We start from the raw sequence: 24803 nt of genomic DNA on the forward strand, positions 1-24803 counted from the left end.
CGGCGGGGCCCGGCACGCGGGTCCCGCCCCCCTCGCTGCGGCGGTTATCGCGGCAGCACGACCACATACGCCGCCGGGTCGCGATCACCCGAAGCCATCAACGCCGTCCGAACGACGGTCGCCTGCTGTTCGAGGGACTCGCGCAGCTTCTTCGGCGTCAGATGCACCACGGTGATGCCGAGCCGCTCCAGGTGCTCCCGCTTACGGGCGTATTCGGACCACAGGGCGTCGTCGTCCTGCCGGAACCCCTGCCGGGGCGCCCGCGTGTCCAGCTCCACGGCGACGGCCAGATCCGGCCAGTAGGCGTCGACGCCCCCGAGGTGCGGCCCGCCCGGCAATCGCAGGTCGACGTTCCACAGCGGATCGGGCAGGCCGTGCTCGGTGACCATCCGGTACAGCCGGTCCTCGGCGATGGCCCGGCCCTCGGCGAGCAGCGAGTCCACCGCGTCCATGACATGCGGGCGGGTGAGCAGCTTCGCCTGGTTCAACTCCCGTACGACGGCAGCCGGTTCGCAGTGCCCGCCGCGCACCGCCTCGGTGAGCAGTCTGCGCACGGCGGCCGCCTCGGTGAGCCCCGCCACGGCGTCGGCGAGCGCGCGCGGCACCGGGGCCACCGGAACTCCGCCGATCTGTACGGCGGTCGGCAGGGCCGGGGTCCGCACGAGGCGGGTGAAGCCGGTGGAGCGCAGCCGCCGGGTGCGCGGGACCAGGACGTCGATGCGGTCCAGGGAGAGCAGCGGGGGAGCCGACGAGAAGCGGTGCAGGGCGAGCGCCGCGAGCCCGGTGATCAGGGCGTCGGCGTACGGGGCGTGGGCCTCGCCGGCGCCGGGCTGGGCGGGCACCGTCTTGGCGGCCTTGGCGGGCGGCCGTCCGGCGTACAACAGGGCGCCGTGCAGGCGCTCTTCACTGGTCGGCGGCCCCGGGTGCAGCAGGCAGACCCCCGGGAGCAGCTGCTGCCAGGGGCCCTCCGGGCGGCAGTGGGCGGCGACGTCGGCGGCGGAGATGCCGTGGGCGCGGAGCTGGGCGGTGCTCATCACGCGGCGCTGGACGTCGGCGAGGTGACGGAGGGGGCGGGGGGAGAGCGGGGTGTTGTGGTTCATGACCGGGCCATTCCCGCTGCTGATCCGCCCCCTAACCGCTGTTACACGGCCGTCGACATAACCGGACAACCCTGCACTAAAGTGCAGACGTTCGACTGCCGAAAAGGTCCGTTTGTGTTTGGTACGTTCCGGTGCGCCGCCCGCCCCGCGGCGGGCGGCGCACCGGGCCGGCCTAGGAAGCGGCCGCCGCGTCGCAGCCCTGGGCCCGCAGCGACCTCGCCAGGTCGTCCCTGGCCTCGAGGACGAGCCGCCGCAGGGCGGGCGCCGCGTCCTCGTGCGCCGCGAGCCACCGGTCCGTCGCGTCCAGCGTCCCCTGATCGTCCTGGTGGTGCGGGAAGAGACCCCGCACCACGTCCATCCCGATCTGGATGGACCGCTCGGCCCACACCCGCTCGATGGCCTCGAAGTACCGGGAGGTGTACGGAGCGGTCAGCTCCCGCTGGGAGGACTGCGCGAAGCCCGAGATCGTCGCCCCCGCCAGCGCGTTCGACAGGGAGTCGGACTCCACCACGGAGGCCCACGCCTGCGCCTTCACCGCCTCGGAGGGCCGCGCCGCCAGGCACCGCACCTGATGCCGCTTGCCCGAAGCCGTGTCGTCCCGGACCAGCTCGGCGGCCAGCACCCGCTCGTCGGCGACGCCGTGCGCGGCCAGCGGACCGAGGAAGGACCAGCGCAGCTCCTGGTCGACGTCCAGGCCGTCGATCTTCGCCGTGCCCTCGAGGAGACCCTGCAGCAGCTGGAGATCGGCCGCGGACGAGGCCACCGCGGCGAAGAACCGCGCCCACGTCAGCTGGTTCTGGCTGCCGGGCTCCGCGATCCGCAGCTCCCGCAGCGCGCCCTCGGCGAGCGCGCGCCCGCCCTCCTCGCGCCACTCGGGGGCCGCGTAGAAGGTGAGGGCCGAGTCCGCCCACGTGTGCAGCATCTGCAGCACCCCGATGTCGCTCTCGCGTCCCGCGAAGCGGAGCACGAGACCGATGAAGTCCCGCGCGGGCATCAGCGCGTCCCGCGTGAGGTTCCACAGCGCGGACCAGCACAGCGCGCGGGCGAGCGGGTCGGTGATGTCACCGAGGTGCGCCCGCAGCGTGTCCAGGGAGTTCTCGTCGAAGCGGATCTTGCAGTACGTCAGGTCGTCGTCGTTGACCAGGACGAGGTCGGGGGCCTGCTCGCCGGCCAGCTCCGACACCACCGTGCGCGGCCCCTCGACGTCCAGCTCCGCGCGTGCGTACCGCGTCAGCTCGCCCTCGGGCGTACGGCGGTACAGGCCCACCGCCACGCGGTGCGGCCGCAGTTCGGGGTGCGACTCGGCGGCCTCCTGGAGCACGGAGAGCTCGGTGATCCTGCCCTCCGCGTTCAGGATGACCTGCGGCGTGAGGGAGTTGACCCCCGCCGTCTGCAGCCAGGACTGCGACCAGGACGCCATGTCGCGCCCGGAGGTCTCCTCCAGGACCGAGAGCAGGTCACCGAGCCGGGTGTTCCCGTACGCGTGCCGCTTGAAGTAGCGCCGGGCGCCTTCGAGGAACGCGTCACGTCCGGCGTAGGCGACGAGCTGCTTCAGGACGCTTGCGCCCTTGGCGTACGTGATCCCGTCGAAGTTCAGCTTGGCGTCCTCCAGGTCGCGGATGTCGGCCGTGACCGGGTGCGTGGAGGGCAGCTGGTCCGCGCGGTAGGCCCACGCCTTGCGGTTGTTGGCGAAGGTGATCCAGCCGTTGGTGAAGCGGGTCGCCTCCACCATCGAGAAGGCGCCCATGAAGTCGGCGAAGGACTCCTTGAGCCACAGGTCGTCCCACCAGCGCATGGTGACGAGGTCGCCGAACCACATGTGCGCCATCTCGTGCAGGATGACGTTGGCCCGGCGCTCGTACGACGCCTGGGTCACCTTGCCGCGGAAGATGAACTCCTCGCGGAAGGTCACGAGGCCGGGGTTCTCCATCGCGCCCAGGTTGTACTCCGGGACGAACGCCTGGTCGTACTTCCCGAAGGGGTAGGGGTAGTCGAAGTTGTCGTGGAAGAAGTCGAGGCCCTGCTTGGTGACCAGGAAGACGTCGTCCGCGTCGAAGTGCTTCGCCAGGCCCTTCCGGCACATCGCGCCGAGCGGGATGTCCAGCGTCGTGCCGTCGTCGAAGGTGCGGCTGTAGGAGTCCGTCACGTAGTGATAGGGGCCCGCCACGACCGCCGTGATGTACGTCGAGATCGGCTTCGTCTCGGCGAACTTCCATACGCCGTCGGCGAGTTCACCCGTGCCGTTCGACCAGACGGTCCATCCCTCGGGTGCCTGCACCTCGAAGCGGAAGGGTGCCTTCAGGTCGGGCTGCTCGAAGTTGGCGAAGACGCGGCGCGAGTCGGCGGGCTCGTACTGCGTGTAGAGGTAGACCTCGCCGTCCTCCGGGTCGACGAAGCGGTGCATGCCCTCGCCGGTGCGGCTGTAGGCGCACTGGGCGTCCACCACCAGCTCGTTCTCCGCGGCCAGGTCCTCGAGGGTGATCCGGGTGCCGTCGAAGACCTCGGACGGGTCCAGGTCCCTGCCGTTGAGGGACAGTGCCGTGACGCTCGGGGCGATCAGGTCGGCGAAGCTCGTGGCGCCGGGGTCGGCGCAGCGGAAACGCAGGGTGGTGACGGAGCGGAACGTGCGCGGCTCCTGGTCGCTCTCGCCGATCGCGGAGCGCAGGTCGAGAAAGACCTCGTACCCGTCGACGGACAACAGCGCGGCCCTCTCCTGGGCCTCGTCGCGGGAAAGATTCTCACCGGGCACGGGCGGTACTCCCTTGTACTCGCAGGTGGAAGTCGTGGATCGCACGACCTGTACGAATGTCTACGATCCTCGCATGTGCCCTCAGCGGGCGGTATCGGGGAATGCCCGGGTAGATCACTGACGTTCCCCTGGCCAAGCGCGCACGCATTCCTTAGGGAGAGACATGTCCGAGAACGGCAAGCCCGGCACGACCAAGACCCCCGTCGACTTCTGGTTCGACCCGCTGTGCCCGTGGGCCTGGATGACCTCGCGCTGGATGCTCGAGGTGGAGAAGGTCCGCGACGTCGAGGTCCGCTGGCATGTCATGAGCCTCGCCGTGCTGAACGAGGACCGCCTCGACGAGCTGCCCGAGGAGTACCGCGACATGCTGGAGACCAAGGCCTGGGGCCCGGTCCGCGTGGTCATCGCCGCCCAGCAGAAGCACGGCGACGAGTACACCGGCAAGCTCTACACCGCCCTTGGCACCCGCTTCCACAACCAGGGCGAGGGCCCGACCCGCGAGGCGGTCGCCGCCGCGCTGAAGGACGTCGGCCTGCCCGAGGACCTCGCGGCCTACGCGGACTCCGACGAGTTCGACGCCGAGCTGCGCGCCTCCCACCAGGAGGGCATCGACAAGGTCGGCCAGGACGTGGGCACGCCCGTCATCGCCGTCCCCGGCGCGGACGGCGAGCAGGTCGCCTTCTTCGGCCCCGTCGTGACGCCCGCACCCAAGGGCGAGGCCGCCGCCAGGCTCTGGGACGGCACGCTCCTGGTCGCGTCCACGCCGGGCTTCTACGAGATCAAGCGGACGCGTACGCAGGGACCGATCTTCGACTGAGTCAGAGGAAGGACTTGGGGAGCTCCCGGCCCTTGCCCTGGTTGAGGTGCGGCTGCACCCAGAGGCAACCGGGGCTAGGACAGCGCCAGTGGCCCTGGGCCTCGGCCCGCGTCATCAGGGTGGCCAGATGGTCCTCCTCCGCCTGAGTGACCGGCCTGAAGCCCTGCGGCTTGCCGCCGCAGGTGGGGCAGTGCCTGAAAGCTGTCGCCATGGACGACACCGTCCCCCGGAACCCCGCATACCGAAAGGCCCCCGTGAGTCATGTCCTCACGGGGGCCTTTCGTCCATCCGCCTGCTTCGGTGAAGGTTGAGAAGACGATCACGAGGCAGGACGTTCTCAGGGGGCAGATCGCCTCACGGGGCGAGCAGCAGGCTGTTCACGCGCTGCTTGGCGGCCTCGTAACGCTTGCTGACGTCCTGCCAGTTGACGACGGCCCACATGGCGTCGATGAAGTCGACCTTCTGGTTCTTGTACTGCAGGTAGAAGGCGTGCTCCCAGGCGTCGAAGACCAGGATCGGCGTCGAGCCCTGGCCGACGTTGCCCTGGTGGTCGTAGACCTGCTCGACGATGAGGCGGTTGCTGAGCGGCTCGTAGGCGAGCACGCCCCAGCCCGAACCCTGCGTGGTCGCCGCGGCCTTGGTCAGCTGGGCCTTGAACTTGGCGAAGGAGCCGAAGGACTCGGTGATCGCGTCGGCGAGGTCACCGACACCGTCGGCGGCCAGCGGCTCGCCGCCGCCACCGTCCTTCGGGCTGTTCATGTTGTGCCAGTAAATGCTGTGCAGGATGTGGCCGGAGAGGTGGAAGGCCAGATTCTTCTCCAGCCCGTTGATGGCGCCCCACGTCTCCTTGTCGCGCGCCTCCTCCAGCTGCTCAAGGGTGTCGTTCGCGCCCTTCACGTACGCCGCGTGGTGCTTGTCGTGGTGCAGCTCGACGATCTGGGGATTGATGACCGGCTCGAGCGCCGCGTAGTCGTACGGAAGTTCAGGAAGCGTGTAAATGGCCATGTCCGAGCCCTCCGACTGCTGCTCTGCTGTGATGCAACGCTTATTGCAACCTATATGCAAGTGCAGGCTAGCAGCAGAAGGGGCTCGGAGTTGATCAGCCCTTCGTCCTAGGACCGGGGGTAGGCGGGGGTACGCCGAAGGGGCCCGGGGTCGTCGTCGACCCCGGGCCCCTTCGTGTACGGCGATGTCCTACTCGGCGGGCGCCGTCACCGAACGTTCCGCCGCCTTCTGCCGCACGAAGCCGATCACCGCGAGCACCAGCGTCAGCGTTCCCGTGGCCAGGAGCTGCTTGCGGGTGTCGGGCTGTTCCGTCATCAGGTAGAAGATGTACGCCATCGCGGCCAGCGCGATCCACGTCAGGAACGGGTAGGCCCACATCTTCACGACCAGCTTCTGCGGCTCCTCGCGCTCCGTCCGGCGGCGCAGGATCAGCTGCGAGACGGCGATGAAGATCCAGACGACCAGGATCATCGCGCCGATCATGTTCAGGAGCCACGGGAAGACGTCGTCCGGGCGCCAGTAGCTGAGCAGCACGCAGACGAAGCCGAAGACCGAGGAGGCGAGCACCGCGAGGCGCGGGACGCCGCTGTGGACGCGGCCGAGCACCTTGGGGCCCTGGCCGCGGGCGATCAGCGAGTACGACATGCGCGAGGCGCCGTAGATGTTGGCGTTCATCGCGGAGAGCAGGGCGATCAGGACGATGACGTTCATGATCTGGCCGGCGCCGGGGATGCCCAGGTGGTCGAGGGTGGCGACGTACGGGCCCTTCGCCACGACCTCCTTGTTGTCCCAGGGGAGCAGCGTGACGACGACGAGCATCGAGCCGACGTAGAAGAGGGCGATGCGCCACATCGCCGTGCGCACGGCCTTGGCGACGCTCTCGACCGGCTTCTCGGACTCCGCGGCCGCGATCGTGACGGTCTCCAGACCGCCGTACGCGAAGACGGACGCGAGGAGGCCGATGATCAGGCCGTCCGTGCCGTTCGGCATGAACCCGCCCTCACCGGTGAGGTTGGCCGTGCCGGGGGCGGAGACGTCCGAGCCGGGCAGGATGCCGAGGATCGCGAGGACGCCGATGCCGAGGAAGAGCGCGATCGCGCCGACCTTGAGCGCGGCGAACCAGAACTCGAACTCGCCGAAGTTCTTCACGGCCGTCAGGTTGGCCCCGCAGAACACCAGCATGAAGAGGGCGACCCAGGCCCACTCGGGGCTGTCGGGGAACCAGCCCACCATGATCTTCGCCGCGCCGATGCCCTCGAGGCCGACGGCGACGCAGAGCAGGAACCAGAAGCCCCAGCCCGCGGTGAAGCCCGCCCACGGGCCGATCGCCCGCTCGGCGTGGACCGAGAAGGAGCCGGACGCCGGGTTCGCCGCGGACATCTCGCCGAGCATGCGCATCACGAGCATGACGAGCGCGCCGGATATCGCGTAGGCGAGGACGATCGAAGGTCCGGCCGCGGCGATGCCCGCTCCGGAGCCCACGAAGAGGCCCGCTCCGATGACGCCGCCGAGGGCGATCATGGAGAGGTGCCGCTGCTTGAGGCCGTGGACGAGCGGTGAATCGACCTTGGGGGCCTCGTCGGGTGATGCGCCGGGCGATGCGTCCTGGGGGGTGGACGTCCGAGACATGGGCGTGCCCTGTTCAGTAGCTGAGACGGGGGAGCGAGCGGCCCACAGTCTGAAGTCCGGTACCGCTGACAGGGAACACCTGACCGCTATACGGACACGACGCTCACACTTTGTGAAGGTACGTGCACGGGATGTTCACGCCCGGTTCCCGCGCACCTCGCGCCACTCCCGTAGCCCCGCGACCGCGAGGACGAGACCCGTCGCACCCGCCGACCACAGGAGCTGCGGCCGCGCCGTGTCGTCGGTCAGCATCAGGCCCAGCACCGCCGCCATCGCGGCGAGCGCCGCCCAGGTCAGATACGGGAACGCCCACATCCGCAGGACGAGCCGCTCCGGCGCCTCGCGCTCGATGCGGCGGCGCAGGCGCAGCTGCGAGACCGCGATCAGCGCCCACACGAACAGGAGCACCGCGCCGACCGAGTTGAGCATGTAGAGGAAGACCGAGTCGGGCCACTTCAGATTGAGCACGACGGAGACGAAGCCGAAGGCCACCGAGGCGAGCACCGCCCGGCGCGGCACCCCGCCGCCCGACACCTTCAGCAGGGCCTTCGGCGCCTCGCCGCGCTCGGCGAGCGAGAAGACCATGCGGGACGAGCCGTAGAGGTTGGCGTTCAGCGCCGAGAGCAGCGCCACGAACACCACGATGTTCATGATCGTGCCCGCGGACGGCACCCCGATCGAGTCGAGGACCGTCACATACGGACTGACGCCGGCCTTCTGGGCCGTCCAGGGCAGCACCGTCACGATGACGAGCATCGAGCCGACGTAGAAGAAGAGGATGCGGTAGACGGCGCTGCGCACGGCGCGGGCGACCGAGCGCACCGGGTCGTCGGACTCGGCGGCCGCGATCGTCACGACCTCCAGGCCGCCGAAGGCGAAGACGACGGCGAGCACGCCGGACGTCACGCCCTCCCAGCCGCTGGGCAGGAAACCGCCCTGCCCGGTGAGGTTGGTGAGACCCACGGGCTCCCCTGAGGAAGAGGACGCGGCGGGCAGGATCCCGAAGACCGCGAGCAGGCCGAGCACCAGGAACGCGACGATCGCGAAGACCTTCAGCGCGGCGAACCAGAACTCGAACTCGCCGAAGTTCTTCACCGCGGCGAGGTTCGCCGCCGTGAACACCAGCATGAAGATCAGCACCCAGGCCCACTGCGGCACGCCCGGCGCCCAGCCATGGGCGATCTGCGCGGCGCCGGTCGCCTCCACGGCGAGCACGACCACCAGCAGGAACCAGTAGAGCCAGCCGACGCTGAACCCCGCCCAGCGGCCGAGCGCACGCTCGGCGTGCACGGAGAAGGACCCGGACGCGGGCATCGCGGCCGACATCTCGCCGAGCATCCGCATCACGCACATCGCCAACGCTCCGGCGATGAGATACGAGACGACGATCCCGGGCCCGGCCACGGCGATCCCGGCCCCCGAGCCGACGAAGAGCCCGGCCCCGATGACGCCGCCGAGCCCGAGCATCGTCAGATGCCGCTGCTTGAGACCACCGCCGAGAGGCTCGGGTTCCGTTGCCGTTGTGGGCGGGGACGCGTCGTGCATGGTGCTCAGGCTGCTCTCGGGCTCACAAAGACTTTGGCGGGAACCTACAGTCTCCCCGGGCAGGAGCCCCGCGCGCAAAACGGCCCCCCGCGGCCCCCACCTCAGTGACGCGCATCACGCCCCCCGCAGGGGTACGCCCCGCGCTTTGTGCAGAGCCCACCACTGGGGCACCCGGCACCTTGTCACCCACCACCGGTGCCGGGCGCCCCCGCCTGAGATAGCGTCGCGGGGTCCCACCTGCCCGTCCCAGAACCCGCGGAGTCCCGATGAGCATCGCCGCCGTCTCTTCCCGTCCCGGCCAGGTCCTCGCGGACCTGCTGCCCGCGTCCCGCGCGAAGGACGCGGCCTTCGTCCTCGGCGGCGCCGCCCTGACCGGCATCGCGGCCCAGATCGCCGTGCCCGTGCCGGGCTCTCCCGTGCCGGTGACTGGGCAGACGTTCGCCGCCCTCCTCGTCGGCACTGCCCTCGGCGCCCGCCGCGGCTTCCTCTCCCTCGCCGTGTACGCCCTCGTGGGCATGGCGGGCATGCCGTGGTTCGCCGAGGCGGGCTCGGGCGTCGCCGCGCCGTCCCTCGGCTACGTCCTCGGCATGCTGCTCGCCGCCACCGTGGCCGGCGCCCTCGCCCGCCGCGGCGGCGACCGTTCCGTCCTGCGCACCGCGGGCACGATGGTGCTCGGCTCGGCGATCATCTACGCGGTCGGCGTCCCGTACCTCGCCGCCGCGACCGGCATGTCGATGACCCAGGCCGTCGCCGCCGGACTCACGCCCTTCCTGATCGGCGACGCCCTCAAGGCCGCGCTCGCGATGGGCGTGCTGCCCACGGCGTGGAAGTTCCTCGACCGCTGAGCGGTCAACTGACGTTGTAGTTCCGCCTGAAGAGGTTCGCCGGGTCGTATGTGCCCTTCAACTCGGCGAGCCTCTTCCGCGTCTTGGCGTCGTACAGGCCGTCCGCCCGGTCCCCGGAGGCGAAGGCGAAGTTGAGCAGCCGCCCCTCGGCCGCGAAGAGACCGAACGCTCGCGCCTGCACGGCCCGCACCGCGTCCAGGTCCGTGCCCTCCAGCGGCGAGAGCACCCGCACCAGCCACCCCGCGTCCCGGTAAGGCACCGCGTTCCCCGCGGGCTTCGCGAGGGCCCCGCCCAACTGGTTGATCTGCACGACGTGCATCTTCTCGGCGGCCGGACCGGTCAGCGCGAACAGTTCTTCCGCCGCCGCCAGGTCGAGCTCCCGCACGACGACGCTGTCCCCGTAGTAGGCGTGCGGGAAGTCGGGGTCGCTGTGGATGGTGTGGCTCTCGGCGTACGGCATCTCGCGCAGCGAGTCCGACACCGTGGGCCCGATCTCCCGCAGCGGCGCCACGAGCCGCTCGCCCGCCGCCTCGGAGCCCGTGTACGCGACGCGCACCGTCACCAGGTAGCGGCCCCGCAGATGGGGCGGCAACTGCGGGATGTCCGGATAGACGAGCGCCGCCACCGACGAGGTCAGCTCGTCCGGCACCGTCCGCGTCCACGCCTCGTACGCCCGCAGCACATGGCCCGGGTCCACCGCACGGCCGTCGAACTCGACCGCTCCGCCGTACAGTCGCGCCACCGGCACGAGCCCGACCTCCAGGGCCGTCACCACCCCGAGGTTCGCGCCCCCGCCGAGCAGCCCCCAGAAGAGGTCGGGCTCGGCATCCGCCGTGACGTGCCGGGCGGTGCCGTCCGCCGTGACGACGTCGAGCCACCGGACGTGATCGGCCGCGTACCCGAACTCCCGCGCCAGGATGCCGAGTCCGCCGCCCAGCGTGTACGAGACGGCGCCCACGCCCGGCGCCGAACCGTTCAGCGGCGCGAGGCCGTGCGCCGCCGCGGCCTCGACGACCTGGCCCCACCGGACCCCCGCACCGAGGGTGGCCGTGCGCGCGCCGGCATCGATCCGGACGGAGTCCATCCGCCGGGTGCTGATCAGTACGCCGCCCTCCGACGCCCCCGGAAGCCCGTGCCCGGTGGCCTGGACCCCGACGGGCAGACCCGCCCGCGCGGCGTACGACACGGCGGCGACGACGTCATCGGAGCTCCGGGCCCCGAACACGATCGCGGGCCGCTGCGCGAACCCGGTCTGGAACCCGGCGATCTCCGCGTCGTACCCGTCGTCGCCGGGCCGGAACACGAGTCGCTGATCGGTGAAGTCCACGGTGATCCTCCAAGAAGAGCTGCTGACGCGTCAGAGCCTCCCCGGAAAACCTGACATCCGCCGTCAAGTTTTCTGGTGACCTTTCCTGGCCGTTCCTGGCCTTCGGAAATCCGTGCGAAATGTGCTGTCATAAAGGGGGACTTGGGGGTGGACACCCATGCCGGAGCTACGCGTGGTGGCGGGCCGCTATCGCCTGCTCGACGTCATCGGCCAGGGCGGCATGGGCCGCGTGTGGCGGGCGGCCGACGAGCTCCTCGACCGCCGGGTGGCGGTGAAGGAGATGCGCGTCGACGAGACCTTCGAGGGCCCGGAGTCGGAGGACGCCCGGGTCCGCAGGGAACGCGCGCTGCGCGAGGCGCGGGCCATCGCGCGGATCGACCACCCCGGTGTCGTACGCGTCTACGACGTCGCGGAGGAGGACGGCCGCCTCTGGATCGTCATGGAACTGGTCGACGCGCGCTCGCTCGCACGGTACGTCGACGAGGAGGGGCCCCTGGACGAGCACACGGCGGCGCGCGTGGGCCTGGCCCTGGTGGCGGCGCTGCGGCAGGTGCACGCGGCGGGTGTCGTGCACCGCGACATCAAGCCGGAGAACGTCCTGCTCGGCCCCGGGGGACCCGCCGACCGGGTCGTCCTCACCGATTTCGGCATCGCGGCGCTCCAGGACACGGGCCACCTCACGCAGACGGGCTTCCTGGTGGGCTCGCCCGAGTACATGGCGCCCGAGCGGGTCTCCGGCGCCGAGCAGGGGCCGCCGTCGGACCTCTGGTCGCTGGGGGCGACGCTCTGCACGGCGCTGCGCGGCAGCTCGCCGTTCGCCCGCGCCTCGGCCCTGAACACCCTGGTCGCGGTCCTGCACGAGCCGCCCGAACTGCCGCCGGAATCCAGCGGGTTACGTCCGCTCCTGGCGGCGCTGCTCGCCAAGGAGCCGGAGCGGCGGCCGGGCCTCGACGAGACGGAGGCGGCCCTGCGGGCGGCGCTCACGGCACCCGTGCCGCCCCCACCTCGGGCGGGCGACCGCCCCAGGAGGGACTGGCGGCCGCATGTGCTGACCGCCGTGGTGCTGCTTGTCGCGGCCGCCGTGGCGGCCGTCATGTTCCTCACCGCGCGCGATCCGGGCGGCGGCGGGTCGCCGGGCCCGAGCACGCCCGTGCCGACGGTGGCGGGTACGTCGACCGCGCCACCGTCGGACGGCACCGGCTAGGCGTCGACGCCGGCCTTGTCGGCGGCGTCGGTCTCGGCCTCGGCGCGGGGCCGCACCTTCTCCCGGATCAGGGAGAACGCGACCACGAACGCCGCGGCGAGCAGCGAGAGCAGCACCTGCTTGCGCCCGGTCTCGTCGGTCAGCATGTAGACGAGCACGAACGAGATCATCGCGATCGTGACCCAGGTCAGGTACGGGAAGAGCCACATCTTCACGACGAGCTTCTCCGGCTGCTCGCGCAGGATGATCCCGCGCATCCGCAGCTGCGTGAACGCGATCATCAGCCAGACGAACAGGGCCACCGCGCCCGAGGAGTTCAGCAGGAAGTCGAAGACGGTGTCCTTCCACTGGTAGTTGAACCAGACGGCGACGAAGCCGAACACGACGGACCCGAGGATCGCGGCCTGCGGCACACCGCGCTTGTTGGTGCGCGCGAAGGCCTTGGGCGCGTCACCGCGCTGCCCGAGCGAGAACGCCATGCGGGAAGCGGTGTAGAGCCCGGAGTTGAGGCAGGAGAGCACGGCCGTCAGGACGATGACGTTCATGACCTGACCGGCGTGCGGGATGCCGATCGAGTTCAGCGCGGCGACGTACGAGCCGTCCTCGACGATCGACTTGTCGTTCCACGGAAGGAGCGTGATGACGACGAAGATCGAGCCCAGGTAGAAGACACCGATACGCCAGATGACGCTGTTGGTGGCCTTGGTGACGGCGCGCTGCGGGTCCTCGGACTCACCGGCCGCCAGCGTGACGATCTCGGAACCCATGAACGAGAAGACGACCATGAGCACACCGGTGAGGATGGCGCCCGCGCCCTGCGGCATGAAGCCGCCCGCGTCGGTGAGGTGCGCGAATCCGGCGCCGGGGTTGTCGGAGCCGGGCAGCACGCCGAAGACGGCGAGCAGACCGATGATCACGAAGCCGCCGATGGCGACGACCTTGATCCCGGCGAACCAGAACTCGAACTCACCGTAGGAGCCGACCGAGACGAGGTTCGTCGCGGTGAGCACCACCATCACGATGAGCGCCCAGCCCCACTGCGGGACGGCCGGTATCCACCCGTTGAGGATGACGGCACCGGCGGTGGCCTCCACGGCGAGCACCACGACCCAGAAGAACCAGTACAGCCAGCCGATGGAGAAACCGGCCCAGCGGCCGAGCGCCTGGTCCGCATAGGTGGAGAAGGAGCCGGAGGTGGGCCGTGCGGCGGCCATCTCACCGAGCATCCGCATCACGAGGACGACCATCGTGCCGACGAGGGCGTACGAGACGAGGATGGCCGGCCCCGCGGCGGCGATGCCGGAGCTGGAGCCGACGAAGAGTCCGGCTCCGATGACGCCACCGATGGCGATCATGGAGAGGTGGCGGTTCTTCAGCCCGGCCTGCAGGCCGTCACCGGTGTCTCCAGACTGCGAATCCCCGGGTTCGGTGGGGTTGCGGTCTGCCTTCGCAAGGGAGGGTTGCGAGGTCATGGACGAATCCTTAAGTTCTCGGGTCACGAGCCCCCGCATTCAAACTCAGGGGTGAACGTGACGGAAGTCCCGACTCCGGATCGTTGTATTCCGGCCCGATGGCTCAGACCTTGTGCACCGAAGGCCCAGACCAAGGGGGCCGTGGTCCGGCCCCCGGACGCCGCTACCCGCCTCGCGACGTGCCACACTCAGACGCATGCGCGTGTACCTCGGCTCGGATCATGCCGGCTACGAACTGAAGAACCACCTGGTGGAGTGGCTCAAGAGCCACGGCCACGAGCCCGTCGACTGCGGGCCCCACATCTATGACGCCCAGGACGACTACCCCCCCTTCTGCCTCCGCGCCGCGGAGAAGACGGCGGCGGACCCCCAGTCGCTCGGCATCGTGATCGGGGGCTCCGGCAACGGAGAGCAGATCGCCGCGAACAAGGTGAAGGGGGTGCGGGCCGCCCTCGCCTGGAGCGAGCAGACGGCCGCGCTCGGCCGCGAGCACAACGACGCGAACGTGGTGTCGATCGGCGGCCGGATGCACACGCAGGAGGAGGCGACGAAGTTCGTCGAGATCTTCCTGTCGACGCCGTACTCGGGTGAAGAGCGTCACACCCGCCGCATCGAGATGCTGGCGGCTTACGAGAACACGGGCGAGCTGCCCGCGATCCCGGCACATCACCCGCAGCAGTAGCGAATCAAACGCCGGACGGGCTGTATTTTCAGCCCGTCCGGCGTTTGAGGACGAGCCCTCAAGGCGATTTGCCCGCACCCACCCCCGGAGGGACCCGTGCCGGAGGGGCACACGATTCACCGCCTCGCGGACGACCACCGCGCCCGCTTCGAAGGGCAAGGCCCTCTCCGCGTCACCAGCCCCCAGGGCAAGTTCTCCGACAGCGCAGCCCTCCTGAACGGTCAGGAGATGGACACCGCCGAGGCCCACGGCAAGCACCTCTTCCTGGGCTTCGCGGACACCGGCTGGGTCCACATCCACCTCGGCCTCTTCGGCAAGGTGAACTTCGGCACCGCGGCCGCCGCGAACCCGCCCACGGACACCGTCCGCCTCCGCATCGCCGCCGAGGACGCGTACGTGGACCTGCGCGGCCCCACCACCTGCGCGCTCATCACGGACGAGGAGAAGCAGGCGATACACGCCCGCCTCGGCCCCGACCCCCTCCGCGCAGCGGACGACCCGGGCGAGGCCTACGCCCGCATCGCCCGCAGCCGCACCACCATCGCCGCGCTCCTCATGGACCAGAAGGTCATCGCGGGCGTCGGCAACGTCTACCGCGCCGAGGTCCTCTTCCGGCACGGCATCGACCCGTACACCCCGGGCAAGGACATCCGGCCCGCCCAGTGGACGGCGATGTGGGAGGACCTGGTCGCCCTGATGCGCGAGGGCGTACGCCTCAACCGCATCGACACCGTCAGGCCCGAGCACACGCCGGAGGCGATGGGCCGCGCGCCGCGCGTGGACGATCACGGCGGCGAGGTGTACGTGTACCGCAGGGCCACCATGCCCTGCCACATCTGTGGCGGCGAGATCCGCACCGCCGATCTCGCCGCCCGCAATCTGTTCTGGTGCCCGAAGTGCCAGCGCCCCAAGCGCCGTCGCTAGAAGCCGTGCGGCAGCCACGGGGCGACGTCCGAGCCGAAGGCCGTCGTGGCCTCCGCCAGGGCGCCGGGGCGCAGTTGCCGTACGCGGCCCGCTGCCGCCAGTGACGTGAGGGACACGCCGCCGAGGTAGGCGGAGCCCAAGTCCCGTACGGACAGGGCGAGATCGGCGTCGTCGTCCGTGCGCTCGCAGGTCGCGCCCTTCAGATCACCGGTGAGCCGCCAACGGCCCGCGTTCCAGGGGCAGAAGGCGTCCTCCACGTCGAGGACCAGGTTGACCGGCGTCCGGTAGGTGCGTGCCGCGAGGGCGGCGCCGACCTCCACCAGACGTACGTGGAGCGAGTCCTTCACCTGCATCCGGCAGCGCCGCACGTCCGAGACGAGCTGGAACACCGCGTCGTCCGTCGGCCGGTTGTGCACGTCGATCGTCGACGTCAGGTCGATGCCGAAGAGGAACTGCCACAGCGCCGCGTACGCGGCGGGGTCCTCGGCCTCCAGGTCGCGCAGCCGGACCGTGCCGTTGGGGCCTGCCGCGTCCCACTCGGGCTTCACGTGGAAACGCGCGTACCCGACGAGCTCCCCGTCGCGCTCGGCGACCACACACTGCAGCGGCGACGCACCGTTCCGCTCGCTCTCCGGGTCGAGCAGCCCGAGCCGGTCCCAGCCGGGCTGCCTGGCCAGCATTCCCGGCCGCTCGCTCACCCGTCGCGCGTACAGCGCCTCGCACGCCTCGTGGACGTCGGCGGGCTTGGCGTACCGCAGGACTACGTCATCCGTACCGGCCGGCACGGTCAGGCGTACGCGTGCGGTGTCGATGTCGGCCTTGGTCGCGAAGGTCGCCGCGCCGTACCCGAACCGTCCGTAGATGACGGGCTCGGAGGCCGTGAGCACCGCAAGGCACTCGCCCTTCGCGCGCACGTCGTCGAGCTGGCGCCGCATCATCGACGTCAGGATGCCCCGCCGCCGGTGCGTGGCCGCGACGCTGACCATCGTCACTCCGGCCGTGTCCACCAGGGAGCCGCCCGGCACGGAGAGCCGGAAGCTGAACGATCCGGTCGTGCCGACGCAGCTCTCGCCCTCCCAGGTGCCGAAGAAGCGGTCGAACTCGGTCAGGGCGTTCCAGAGCTCCTGCTCCTCCCTGGCCTCGGCGACGCCGCCGAAGGCGAGCTCCAGCGTGCCGTAGTACTCGTCCCAGTCTTCCTGGCGCAACTCCCGCATTTCCGTCGTCATATGCCATGCCTACCAGGCAGAAGCGGGCGGAGCGACAGGATTTACGCGGGCCGGAAGCATGCCCCTGACGGGGGACAACCGGTACCTCCCGTGCGAAGTGCCAGGCCCGGTGGATAGGGTCCGGGAGCAATGGACGGTAGTCGAGCGGAAGCCGAGACGTTTACAGCCCGGATGAAGAAGCGGATCCACCGGGCGCGCATAGGGCTGCGCAAATCCGGGGTCGACTACTTCCGGGGCGACGGCTCGGACTGGATCGCGCTCGCGGGCCTGCTCGTCACCATCCCGGTGATCACCTTCTGCACCGTTGTCAACCCCGTCTGGTGCGCGCCCGCCGCGCTCGTCCTGCCCATCGTGGCCGGCGGCCTGCTCCTGCGGCCCTCCAGCCTGCTCGGCCTGTACGCGACGGCCGCCGCCGCGCTCATCGTGGAGTCCGTCCAGCTCGGCCCGTACACGGAAGGGGGCTCGCGGGTCACGCCCGGAGTGGTCCTCGTCGTGGCGGCCTGCGGCTTCTTCGGACTGATCATCGCGCAGTTCCGCAGCAGGGTCGGCGTGCCGTGGCGCGGCGGCGGCACGATGCTCTTCGACCTGCGCGAACGTATCCGCGTGCAGAGCAAGTTGCCGAAGCTGCCCCGCGGCTGGCACCGCGAGATGGCCCTGCGCCCCGCGGGCGGCCAGTCCTTCTCCGGGGACTTCGTGGTCGCGGCCCGCACGAACGGCGGCCGCACCCTGGAGGTCGTCCTCACCGACGTCTCCGGCAAGGGCATGGACGCGGGCTCTCGCGCCCTGCTTCTGTCGGGCGCCTTCGGCGGCCTGCTCGGCTCGCTCCCGCCGCACGCGTTCCTGACCGCCGCCAACGGCTACCTCCTGCGCCAGGACTGGGACGAGGGATTCGCGACCTCCATCCACCTGGTCCTCGACCTGGAGAGCGGCGACTACGAACTCTTCACCGCGGGCCACCCGCCGGGCCTCCAGCTCAGCGCGGGCAGTGGCCGCTGGGAGCAGATGGCCGCCGAGGGACCGCTCCTGGGGGTGTACGACGGGGCGCAGTTCGACCCGGTGAAGGGCTCCCTGCGCCCCGGCGACGTCCTGATGCTGTTCACGGACGGCCTCGTCGAGACCTCCGACCGGGACATCAGCGAGGGCATCGACCGCCTCACCGGGGAAGCCGACCGCTATGTGGCGGGCGGCTTCCACGGCGCTGCGTGGCATCTGATCGAGGCGGTCGCCAAGGACGTCAACGACGACCGGGCGCTGCTGCTCATCTGCCGGGAGCCGTCAGCGGGCGCCTGACAGCTCGGGTTCCGGTTCGCGTACGGGGTCGCGCCCGCCCGGCAGGATCCGGGCCAGCCACTTCGAGCGTCCCGCGGCCAGCGGTCCGAGCACCGCGAGCAGCAGCACGTACCCCGCGATGAACGGGGAGAGCCGCTCGTCGAGGCCCGCGGTGGCCGCCATGGTCGCCAGGATCAGGGCGAACTCGCCGCGCGCGAGCAGGGTGGTGGAGATGTTCGCCGCGGGCCCTGCCCCGAAGCCGTAGATGCGCGCCGCGCCGAGTCCCGCGAGGACGTTCATCAGCAGCGTCACGGCCACGGCGGCGAGCACCGGCCAGAGCACCGTGGGCAGGTCGCCCGGGTCGATGGAGAGGCCGAAGCCGAAGAAGAAGATCGCCCCGAACGCGTCCCGCAGCGGGTGCACCAGCTTGCGGACGCGCTCGCCGGACGCCGTGCTGCCCACCATCAGGCCGACCATGAACGCGCCGATCGCGTCCGCGACCCCGAACCACTCCGAGACTCCGGCGACGAAGACCGCGGCGCCGAGGAAGGAGATGACGAGCAGCTCGTCGTCCCGGGTGTCCATGAGCCGCCCGACGACCTTCGTGCCGAAGCGCGCCACGAGGGCGAGAAGGAGCAGGAAGCCGAACGCCTTGCCGCCGTCCATGACGGCCGCCGCGAGGCTGTCGGCGCCGGACAGGACGGGCTGAAGGGCCGCCAGGTAGAGCGCCAGGAAGATGTCCTCGACGACGATGATGCCGAGGATCGGCTTGGTCTCCGGATTGCCGAGGCGTCCGGTGTCGACGAGCACCTTGGTGACGATCGCGGACGACGAGATGCCGAGCACCCCGGCGAGGACCAGAGCCTCGGAGGTGCCCCAGCCGAGGGCGAATCCGAAGCCGAGGCCCGCGCCGACGTTCAGCGCGAGGTACGTCCCTCCGGCGAGGGCCATCTTGCGGCCGCCCGACTTGAGGTCGTCCATGTGGAACTCGAGGCCCAGGTAGAAGAGCAGGAGCACCAGGCCGAGTGCCGAGAGCATCTCCAGGTCGTGGGGGTCGGAGAGCAGGACCACGCCGGGAGTATGAGGGCCGAGGAGGATCCCGGCCAGGATGAAGAGCGGAATGGTGGGGAGTCCGATGCGGCCGCCCACGCGGGCGAGCACCGCGGCGGCGAGAAAGGCGCCGCCCATGGCTATCAGGGTGTCTGCGTGTCCGATGGGCCCGTTCCTCCTGGTAGTCGGCGACGCACCCCCCGCACACGGATGGCAAAGAGGGCGTCAAGAAAGCGTCAATAGTTAGCTTACCAAACGACTTGTGGAACGGGCTTCGGCGCCCGGAGGTGGGGTTCTCCCCACCCCCGGTCCGCCGGGGACCCTCATGGTCCACAGCACCCCGGATCCGTACGTTCGAGGTATCGATCAGGACGTACGGACGGAAGGTGGACCAGGCCATGGGGCTGCGGCGCAAAAGGCGATCCGACGAGGGCAGTGCGGCGGTACCCCCCATGCCCGGCGAGGCCCCTCGCGGCACCGACTGGGCCGTGGAACTGCACGGCGTACGACGCAGGTACGGCAGGGGATCCGGCGCCGTGCACGCCCTCAGCGGCATCGACCTCGCCCTGGAACGCGGCAGCTTCACCGCCGTCATGGGCCCCTCGGGCTCCGGCAAGTCCACGTTCCTGCAGTGCGCGGCCGGACTCGACCGGCCCAGCGAGGGCATGGTCCGCCTGGGCGGCACGGAGATCACCTCCATGAGCGAGAACAAGCTGACCGCGCTGCGCCGCACCCGCCTCGGCTTCGTCTTCCAGGCCTTCAACCTGCTGCCCTCGCTCACCGTCGAGCAGAACGTCGTGCTGCCGATGCGCCTCGCGGGCCACCGCCCCGACCGGCGCAGGGCCGCCGACCTGCTCCATCGCGTGGGCCTCGGCGGCGACAAGCACAAGCGCCGCCCCGGCGAGCTCTCCGGCGGCCAGCAGCAGCGCGTCGCGATCGCCCGCGCCCTGGTCACGGACCCGGACGTGATCTTCGCGGACGAGCCGACCGGCGCCCTGGACACCACCACCGCCGCCGAGATCCTCACCCTGCTCCGCTCGGCCGTCGACGGCATGGGCGCCACGGTCGTCATGGTCACCCACGATCCCGCTGCCGCGGCCTATGCGGACCGGGTGCTGTTCCTTGCCGACGGCGTGATCGTGGACCGCCTGGAGCGGGCCTCCGCGGCACAGATCGCGGCGCGCATGACGGCGCTCACGGCCCCGGCGTACGCGACAGCGGCTGCCTAGCCCCGCGCCCCCGCCCCTTTCACGACTCCGGAGAACCCCCATGCCCAACGGCCTCGCCCGCGCCGCCGTCCGCTTCAAACCCGCCGCCTTCGTGGGCACGTTCGTCGCGCTGATGATGGCCGCGCTGATCGTGTCCGCCTGCGGCATCCTTCTGGAGACCGGAGTACGCGCGTCTGTGCCGCCCACCCGGTACGCGGGCGCCCCCGTGGTGGTGGCCGCCGACCAGCGGGCCCACTTCGTCACGGGCAGCGGTGACAGCCGCTCCGAGTCGAACACGCCCCTGCCCGACCGGGCCCGGATCGACGACTCCCTGGTGCGGAAGGCGGGTTCGGTGCCCGGGGCGCGCACCGCCGTCCCGGACGTCACCTTCCCGGTGCAGTCCGGCGGCAAGGGGGTCACCGCGCACGGCTGGGGCTCCACGGCCTTCACCGGCGAGAAGCTGAGCGCGGGCCGCGCCCCGCACCCCGGCGAGGTCGTCCTCGCCGCGCCCGGCGCGGCCGTCGGCGAGCACACCACGCTCACCACGGCCGACGGGCCGCGCGACTTCCGGATCTCCGGCACCGTACGAGGCCAGCAGGGCGCACCCACGGCCTGGTTCGCCGACTCCGACGCCGTACGCCTCTCCGGCCACCCGGGCCGCATCGACGCCATCGCCGTCCTGCCCAAGGACGGCGTCACGCACGCCGCGCTCAAGTCCCGGGTGGCGCACGCCATCGGTGACAGGGCCGACGTCCACACCGGCGACGACCGCAGCGAGGCCGAGGGCTCCGAACTCGCCTACGCCAAGGAGATGCTCACCGGCCTCGGCGGCTCCTTCGGCGGCATCGCGGCGATGGTCGCCATGTTCACCGCGGCAGGCACCGTGGCGCTCTCCGTCGGCCAGCGCGCCCGCGAGTACGCGCTGCTGCGGGCCATCGGCACGACACCCCGGCAGATCCGCCGCACCATCGCCACCGAGGCCCTGCTCGTGGCGCCCCTCGCGGGAGCGGTCGGCGTACTGCCCGGAATCGCCCTGGCAAGCTGGTGGTTCGGCCAGCTCAAGGACAAGGGCGCGATCCCCGAGGCCCTCGACCTCTCCCTCTCCTTCATCCCGCTCGTCACGGCGGTCGGCGTCGCCGTGCTCACCGCACTGGTCTCCGGCTACCTGGCGGCCCGCCGCCCTTCCCGCATCAGGCCAGGCCAGGCCCTGAGCGAGTCCTCCGTGGAACGCCTGCGCTTCGGCTGGATCCGTACGCCGCTGGGGATCGCGGCGGCCGTCGGCGGCTGCGTCCTCGCCGGGATCGCCTCCTCCCTGACGGGGGACGACGCGGCCAACGTGGCGCTCGGCATCGTCATGCTGTTCATGCTCGCCGTGGCCCTGCTCGGCCCGCTGGTCGCCCGCGCCTGCGCGGCCCTGTTCGGACTCCCGCTGCGCGGCGCGGGCGCGTCCGCCTCGCTCGCCGCGGCCAACTCCCGTACGAACGCGCGCCGGCTGGCCTCGGCGATCACTCCGATCGTCCTGGCGATGGCGTTCTCGTCCACTCTCGTCTTCATGCACACCAGCGAGGACCGGGTGGCGGCCGACCAGCAGCGCGAGGGCATCACGGCGGACCACATCGTGACGGCGTCGGGGGCGGGCGTGACCCCGGCCGGGGTCACGAAGGCCGCGAAGGCTCCGGGAGTCACCTCGGCCGTGGGCCTCCTCAAGACCTCCGTCCTGGTGCCGGTCGGCTCGGGCGGTGACCGCTGGCTGGAGTCGGCGTCGACGCAGGGCGTCACGGGCTCACCCCGCGACCTGGCCGAGGTCCAGGACCTGGGCGTCAGGACGGGCACGATGAACTCGCTCGGCAAGGGCGAGATCGCCGTCGACGCGAAGCTTGCGGACTCCGCGCACGTGAAGACGGGCGAGCGGCTCGCCCTGCGCATGCCCGACGGCACGAAGGTGACACGGAAGGTGGTCGCCACGTACGACCGAGGCCTCGGCCTCTCTCAAGTCACCTTCCCGGCATCGGACTTGAAGACCCACCTGACCTCGTCCTTCTCCTCGGAGATCTGGACCAAGGGCGAGGCCCCGCAGGCCCTCACCGCCCTCGGCACCCTCCAGGACCGCGACGACTACGCCACCGCACAGTCCACCGACCGCGCGGTCAACGCCTGGGCGAACACCGTGATGGCCGCGGTACTGGGCGGCTTCGCGGCCATCGCCGCGGTCAACACCCTGGTGATGACGGTCCTCGACCGCCGCCGCGAACTCGGCACGCTGCGCCTGATCGGCTCCACGCGGCGCCAGGTGATGCTGATGGTGCGGTGGGAGGCGCTCCTGGTCGCCGGCGCGGGCATCGTGATCGGCTCAGCGATCGCGCTGGCCACGCTGATCCCCATGATGAACGGCCTGACGGGGGAGCCCCCGTACATTCCCCCGCTGGTGTACGGCTCCTTCGTGGCAGCAACCCTGGCCTTGGGCCTGACGGCTACGGCCTTGCCGGCGAGGGCGGCGTTGAGGACGAAGTCCTGACTCGCTGCGCGAGAGCCTCCTCAATCGCCGGAGGGGCTGAAAGATTCAGCCCCTCCGGCGATTGAGGAGCGGGGTCTGGGGCGGAGCCCCAGGTAGGCCCGGGGCGCAGGCACGGTTTTCGGGAAGGGGCGGGGTTGGGGAAGATCTCCCCATGCCCCCCAGCCCCCTCCTGTCCCTCCCCGAAGTGGAAGCCCTCGCCCGCCGAGCCCACGCCACCCAAAAAGACAAAGCGGGCCGCCCCTACACAGAGCACCTGCAAGCCGTGGCGGACGGAGTCCGCGCCCGAGGCGGCTCACCAGAACAAATCGCCGCGGCCTGGCTCCACGACGCCATCGAGGACAACGCCCTCACCGAGGAGTGGCTCAAGGACGCCCCCCTCACACCCCGTACGAAGGACATCGTGCGAGCCCTCACCAAGAGGGCGGACGAACCCCCCGCCACCTACGCCACCCGCATCCTCGAAACCCCCGGCGCCCGCCTGGTCAAGGAAGCGGACCTGGCCCACAACGCAGATCCGGCCCGCCTAGCAGAGCTAGACGGGCCGACACGCACCCGCCTCACGGCCAAGTACGCCAATATGCGCGCCCTACTGGGCATTCGGCAGGCGCAGAGTTAGGAGGAAGCCTTGGCCCGCTCCCGGGCCAACGCGGCAGCGTCCCGCTTGAACGCCCACTCCATCTTCGGCTCCATGGCGAAGCGGAACATCCGCTGCACCGGAGGCGTACAGAGAAGCGTCACCACCGCCGCGGCCACCAGCGACACGATCACCTGTCCGACCGGCGTGTGCATCCAGTCGTAGTTCTCGAACCAGCCCCAGAAACGCGAGCCCTTGGCGAGGAAGCCGTGCAGCAGGTAGCCGTACAGCGTGCCGGCGCCGAGCACCGTGAACCACATCTTCCGGCGCGGAACCCACGCGAAGAAGCACGCGGTCAGGATGGCGGAGCAGCCGAAGAGCGCCAGCGTCATCACGACACCGGCCCACCACGGAGCGCCCAACTCCTGCGCGCTGTCCCGGCGGTAGAACCAGGCCGACGTCATCCGCGGACCGGCCCAGTACGCGAGGAGCAGCGCGCTCGCGAAGATCGGGATGGAGAGGAGCCGCACCTCGCGGCGCCGCACCAGCTGGAAGTACTCGGGCTTCATGAACAGGCCGAGCACGAAGAAGGGCAGGAACTGCAGCACGCGCTGCAGGTCCAGGTCGTCGCCGATGTCCGGGGAGATCGTGGCGAGAACCGCGATGGCGAGCGCGAGCGGCAGCGGCCAACGGACCAGCTTCCACAGCGGGGTCGTCAGACGCCAGACGAAGAGCGCGACCAGGAACCAGGTGAGGTACCAGGGGTCGAGCAGGCTGATCGGCTGCGTCGGGTCGTCGTCCGCGTAGCGCTTGAAGAAGGTGTACGCGACCTCGAAGAGGACGTACGGCACGGCGACGCCGGTCACCAGGCGCTTGAGCCGGTCGGGCCGCATGTCGAAGCTGCGTGAGAAATAACCGGAGATGAGGATGAACGCCGGCATGTGGAAGGTGTAGACGGTCATGTACAGCGCCTCAGCGGCGCGGCTGCCGTCCGTCAGCGGCTCCCAGGCGTGCGCCATCGCGACCAGGACGATCGCCAGGTACTTGGCGTTGTCGAAGAACGCGTCGCGCTGCTTGGCGGGTTGACCCGTGGGGGAGGGTCTGCCCGTGGAACCGGGGTGGCCCGTGGAGCCGGAGAGGCCCGGGGAACCGGGTCGAGCGGTGGTGCCGGCCGGGGCGTGGGAAACGGTCGCGGCCATCGTGGACTGGGGGGCGCGGGGGCCGGGTACTCCGTCCGCGGGCACATGTGCCGGGGGGAGCGGCGCCCGGTGGCGGCCGTGCGGTTGAACCGAGTTCGTCACAGGCCCTCCCACCATGAGCTCGGTGGGACGAACCTGGACCGCACTGCGCCTGCGGGGATGGTGGCAGCGTGGAACATCTGAGGCACCCTAGCGTCGCTTGTGTGTATTCGTAAAACCCCCAACTCGGCTGTCTTCTCAGTCACAGACGGATCAGGGGTATTGGGGTCCGGGTACCCAGAAATCATCGGAGTTGACATGGAGATTCACCTCCTGTCATCCCTAGTTACATCGGGTCGTATGCCCAGTACGTCACCACTCATCCCCCTTAAACGCCGCATAACGCCCGCAGGCGACTCTGGTGAAATGTCCGATTGATTGGGCCTTTGTGGAGTCGGTGGTGTGGGTCCGGCAACAATTCGAA

General features: G+C 70.6%; 20 protein-coding genes. 9 read left to right on the plus strand and 11 right to left on the minus strand.

Annotated elements, in window-relative coordinates; genetic code table 11:
- Positions 1 to 44 precede the first annotated feature (44 nt).
- Positions 45 to 1100 carry a hypothetical protein gene (locus AB0M70_RS06350; RefSeq protein WP_365816934.1) on the minus strand — a complete coding sequence of 352 codons (1056 nt, stop codon included), beginning with the start codon at positions 1098 to 1100 and terminating at the stop codon, positions 45 to 47.
- A 172-nt stretch (positions 1101 to 1272) separates the two neighbouring features.
- Positions 1273 to 3849: an aminopeptidase N gene (pepN, locus tag AB0M70_RS06355; protein ID WP_365816936.1), complete on the minus strand. Its 2577-nt coding sequence runs from the start codon at positions 3847 to 3849 to the stop codon at positions 1273 to 1275.
- Between the two features lie 163 nt (positions 3850 to 4012).
- Here pepN and AB0M70_RS06360 point away from each other — a divergent pair, with 163 nt between their 5' ends.
- Positions 4013 to 4666 (plus strand): DsbA family protein, encoded by a 654-nt coding sequence (locus AB0M70_RS06360; RefSeq protein WP_365816938.1) that lies wholly within the window; start codon positions 4013 to 4015, stop codon positions 4664 to 4666.
- A gap of 1 nt (position 4667) precedes the next feature.
- Here AB0M70_RS06360 and AB0M70_RS06365 read toward each other — a convergent pair whose 3' ends face one another.
- The 4 genes from AB0M70_RS06365 to AB0M70_RS06380 form a co-directional block, all read right to left on the minus strand.
- Positions 4668 to 4877: a hypothetical protein gene (locus AB0M70_RS06365; RefSeq protein ID WP_365816940.1), complete on the minus strand. Its 210-nt coding sequence runs from the start codon at positions 4875 to 4877 to the stop codon at positions 4668 to 4670.
- 143 nt (positions 4878 to 5020) lie between these two features.
- Entirely contained in the window at positions 5021 to 5671 is a 651-nt protein-coding gene (locus AB0M70_RS06370) for a superoxide dismutase (RefSeq protein ID WP_365816942.1), read from the minus strand.
- A 189-nt stretch (positions 5672 to 5860) separates the two neighbouring features.
- Entirely contained in the window at positions 5861 to 7300 is a 1440-nt protein-coding gene (locus tag AB0M70_RS06375; protein ID WP_365816944.1) for an amino acid permease, read from the minus strand.
- A 135-nt stretch (positions 7301 to 7435) separates the two neighbouring features.
- Positions 7436 to 8845: an amino acid permease gene (locus tag AB0M70_RS06380; RefSeq protein ID WP_365816946.1), complete on the minus strand. Its 1410-nt coding sequence runs from the start codon at positions 8843 to 8845 to the stop codon at positions 7436 to 7438.
- A gap of 266 nt (positions 8846 to 9111) precedes the next feature.
- Between AB0M70_RS06380 and AB0M70_RS06385 the strand changes: the two genes are divergently transcribed.
- Positions 9112 to 9690: a biotin transporter BioY gene (locus AB0M70_RS06385; protein ID WP_365816948.1), complete on the plus strand. Its 579-nt coding sequence runs from the start codon at positions 9112 to 9114 to the stop codon at positions 9688 to 9690.
- Positions 9691 to 9694: 4 nt separating this feature from the next.
- On the opposite strand, the gene AB0M70_RS06390 is transcribed toward AB0M70_RS06385, so the two are convergent.
- Complete coding sequence (locus AB0M70_RS06390; RefSeq protein ID WP_365816950.1) at positions 9695 to 11017, minus strand: FAD-binding oxidoreductase; 1323 nt, start codon at positions 11015 to 11017, stop codon at positions 9695 to 9697.
- Between the two features lie 157 nt (positions 11018 to 11174).
- On the opposite strand from AB0M70_RS06390, the gene AB0M70_RS06395 reads away from it, so the two are divergent.
- Positions 11175 to 12221: a serine/threonine-protein kinase gene (locus AB0M70_RS06395; protein ID WP_365816952.1), complete on the plus strand. Its 1047-nt coding sequence runs from the start codon at positions 11175 to 11177 to the stop codon at positions 12219 to 12221.
- On the opposite strand, the gene AB0M70_RS06400 is transcribed toward AB0M70_RS06395, so the two are convergent.
- Positions 12218 to 13693, minus strand: coding sequence for an amino acid permease (locus tag AB0M70_RS06400; RefSeq protein WP_365816954.1), 1476 nt, complete (start codon positions 13691 to 13693; stop codon positions 12218 to 12220). The genes AB0M70_RS06395 and AB0M70_RS06400 overlap by 4 nt on opposite strands.
- A gap of 196 nt (positions 13694 to 13889) precedes the next feature.
- Between AB0M70_RS06400 and AB0M70_RS06405 the strand changes: the two genes are divergently transcribed.
- Positions 13890 to 14375 carry a ribose-5-phosphate isomerase gene (locus AB0M70_RS06405; protein WP_365816956.1) on the plus strand — a complete coding sequence of 162 codons (486 nt, stop codon included), beginning with the start codon at positions 13890 to 13892 and terminating at the stop codon, positions 14373 to 14375.
- Between the two features lie 96 nt (positions 14376 to 14471).
- The gene (locus tag AB0M70_RS06410) at positions 14472 to 15299 is read left to right on the plus strand and encodes a DNA-formamidopyrimidine glycosylase family protein (RefSeq protein WP_365816958.1); all 828 of its coding nucleotides are present in this window, start codon (positions 14472 to 14474) and stop codon (positions 15297 to 15299) included.
- Here the strand turns inward: AB0M70_RS06410 and AB0M70_RS06415 are convergent.
- Positions 15296 to 16525 carry a GNAT family N-acetyltransferase gene (locus tag AB0M70_RS06415; RefSeq protein WP_365816960.1) on the minus strand — a complete coding sequence of 410 codons (1230 nt, stop codon included), beginning with the start codon at positions 16523 to 16525 and terminating at the stop codon, positions 15296 to 15298. The two genes, AB0M70_RS06410 and AB0M70_RS06415, sit on opposite strands and share 4 nt — an antisense overlap.
- A gap of 129 nt (positions 16526 to 16654) precedes the next feature.
- Here AB0M70_RS06415 and AB0M70_RS06420 point away from each other — a divergent pair, with 129 nt between their 5' ends.
- Positions 16655 to 17815: a PP2C family protein-serine/threonine phosphatase gene (locus tag AB0M70_RS06420; protein ID WP_365816962.1), complete on the plus strand. Its 1161-nt coding sequence runs from the start codon at positions 16655 to 16657 to the stop codon at positions 17813 to 17815.
- On the opposite strand, the gene AB0M70_RS06425 is transcribed toward AB0M70_RS06420, so the two are convergent.
- Positions 17801 to 18982 carry a cation:proton antiporter gene (locus AB0M70_RS06425; protein WP_363211204.1) on the minus strand — a complete coding sequence of 394 codons (1182 nt, stop codon included), beginning with the start codon at positions 18980 to 18982 and terminating at the stop codon, positions 17801 to 17803. The two genes, AB0M70_RS06420 and AB0M70_RS06425, sit on opposite strands and share 15 nt — an antisense overlap.
- A gap of 314 nt (positions 18983 to 19296) precedes the next feature.
- Here AB0M70_RS06425 and AB0M70_RS06430 point away from each other — a divergent pair, with 314 nt between their 5' ends.
- The 3 genes from AB0M70_RS06430 to AB0M70_RS06440 all read left to right on the plus strand — a co-directional run bounded on the left by AB0M70_RS06430 (position 19297) and on the right by AB0M70_RS06440 (position 23183).
- Positions 19297 to 20073, plus strand: coding sequence for an ABC transporter ATP-binding protein (locus AB0M70_RS06430; protein ID WP_365817582.1), 777 nt, complete (start codon positions 19297 to 19299; stop codon positions 20071 to 20073).
- Between the two features lie 40 nt (positions 20074 to 20113).
- On the plus strand, positions 20114 to 22567 hold the full coding sequence (locus AB0M70_RS06435) for an FtsX-like permease family protein (RefSeq protein ID WP_365816964.1): 2454 nt from the start codon (positions 20114 to 20116) through the stop codon (positions 22565 to 22567).
- A 151-nt stretch (positions 22568 to 22718) separates the two neighbouring features.
- Complete coding sequence (locus tag AB0M70_RS06440) at positions 22719 to 23183, plus strand: HD domain-containing protein (RefSeq protein WP_365816966.1); 465 nt, start codon at positions 22719 to 22721, stop codon at positions 23181 to 23183.
- On the opposite strand, the gene AB0M70_RS06445 is transcribed toward AB0M70_RS06440, so the two are convergent.
- A complete protein-coding gene (locus AB0M70_RS06445; protein ID WP_365816968.1) occupies positions 23180 to 24442 on the minus strand; it encodes an acyltransferase family protein in 1263 nt (420 codons plus the stop codon). The genes AB0M70_RS06440 and AB0M70_RS06445 overlap by 4 nt on opposite strands.
- Positions 24443 to 24803 lie beyond the last annotated feature (361 nt).

Origin of the sequence: Streptomyces sp. NPDC051214, from assembly GCF_040682375.1 — a bacterium.
In the GTDB taxonomy this organism is placed as follows: Bacteria; Actinomycetota; Actinomycetes; order Streptomycetales; family Streptomycetaceae; genus Streptomyces.

What these genes read in the sequence shown, in the direction of transcription:
- AB0M70_RS06425 (WP_363211204.1), bottom strand. Translation starts at nt 18,982, where the DNA reads ATGGGCGGCGCCTTTCTCGCCGCCGCGGTGCTCGCCCGCGTGGGCGGC.
- AB0M70_RS06375 (WP_365816944.1), bottom strand. Translation starts at nt 7,300, where the DNA reads ATGTCTCGGACGTCCACCCCCCAGGACGCATCGCCCGGCGCATCACCC.
- AB0M70_RS06385 (WP_365816948.1), top strand. Translation starts at nt 9,112, where the DNA reads ATGAGCATCGCCGCCGTCTCTTCCCGTCCCGGCCAGGTCCTCGCGGAC.
- AB0M70_RS06360 (WP_365816938.1), top strand. Translation starts at nt 4,013, where the DNA reads ATGTCCGAGAACGGCAAGCCCGGCACGACCAAGACCCCCGTCGACTTC.
- AB0M70_RS06435 (WP_365816964.1), top strand. Translation starts at nt 20,114, where the DNA reads ATGCCCAACGGCCTCGCCCGCGCCGCCGTCCGCTTCAAACCCGCCGCC.
- AB0M70_RS06420 (WP_365816962.1), top strand. Translation starts at nt 16,655, where the DNA reads ATGGACGGTAGTCGAGCGGAAGCCGAGACGTTTACAGCCCGGATGAAG.
- AB0M70_RS06395 (WP_365816952.1), top strand. Translation starts at nt 11,175, where the DNA reads ATGCCGGAGCTACGCGTGGTGGCGGGCCGCTATCGCCTGCTCGACGTC.
- AB0M70_RS06415 (WP_365816960.1), bottom strand. Translation starts at nt 16,525, where the DNA reads ATGACGACGGAAATGCGGGAGTTGCGCCAGGAAGACTGGGACGAGTAC.
- AB0M70_RS06400 (WP_365816954.1), bottom strand. Translation starts at nt 13,693, where the DNA reads ATGACCTCGCAACCCTCCCTTGCGAAGGCAGACCGCAACCCCACCGAA.
- AB0M70_RS06440 (WP_365816966.1), top strand. Translation starts at nt 22,719, where the DNA reads ATGCCCCCCAGCCCCCTCCTGTCCCTCCCCGAAGTGGAAGCCCTCGCC.
- AB0M70_RS06370 (WP_365816942.1), bottom strand. Translation starts at nt 5,671, where the DNA reads ATGGCCATTTACACGCTTCCTGAACTTCCGTACGACTACGCGGCGCTC.
- AB0M70_RS06380 (WP_365816946.1), bottom strand. Translation starts at nt 8,845, where the DNA reads ATGCACGACGCGTCCCCGCCCACAACGGCAACGGAACCCGAGCCTCTC.
- AB0M70_RS06365 (WP_365816940.1), bottom strand. Translation starts at nt 4,877, where the DNA reads ATGGCGACAGCTTTCAGGCACTGCCCCACCTGCGGCGGCAAGCCGCAG.
- AB0M70_RS06350 (WP_365816934.1), bottom strand. Translation starts at nt 1,100, where the DNA reads ATGAACCACAACACCCCGCTCTCCCCCCGCCCCCTCCGTCACCTCGCC.
- AB0M70_RS06405 (WP_365816956.1), top strand. Translation starts at nt 13,890, where the DNA reads ATGCGCGTGTACCTCGGCTCGGATCATGCCGGCTACGAACTGAAGAAC.
- AB0M70_RS06430 (WP_365817582.1), top strand. Translation starts at nt 19,297, where the DNA reads ATGCCCGGCGAGGCCCCTCGCGGCACCGACTGGGCCGTGGAACTGCAC.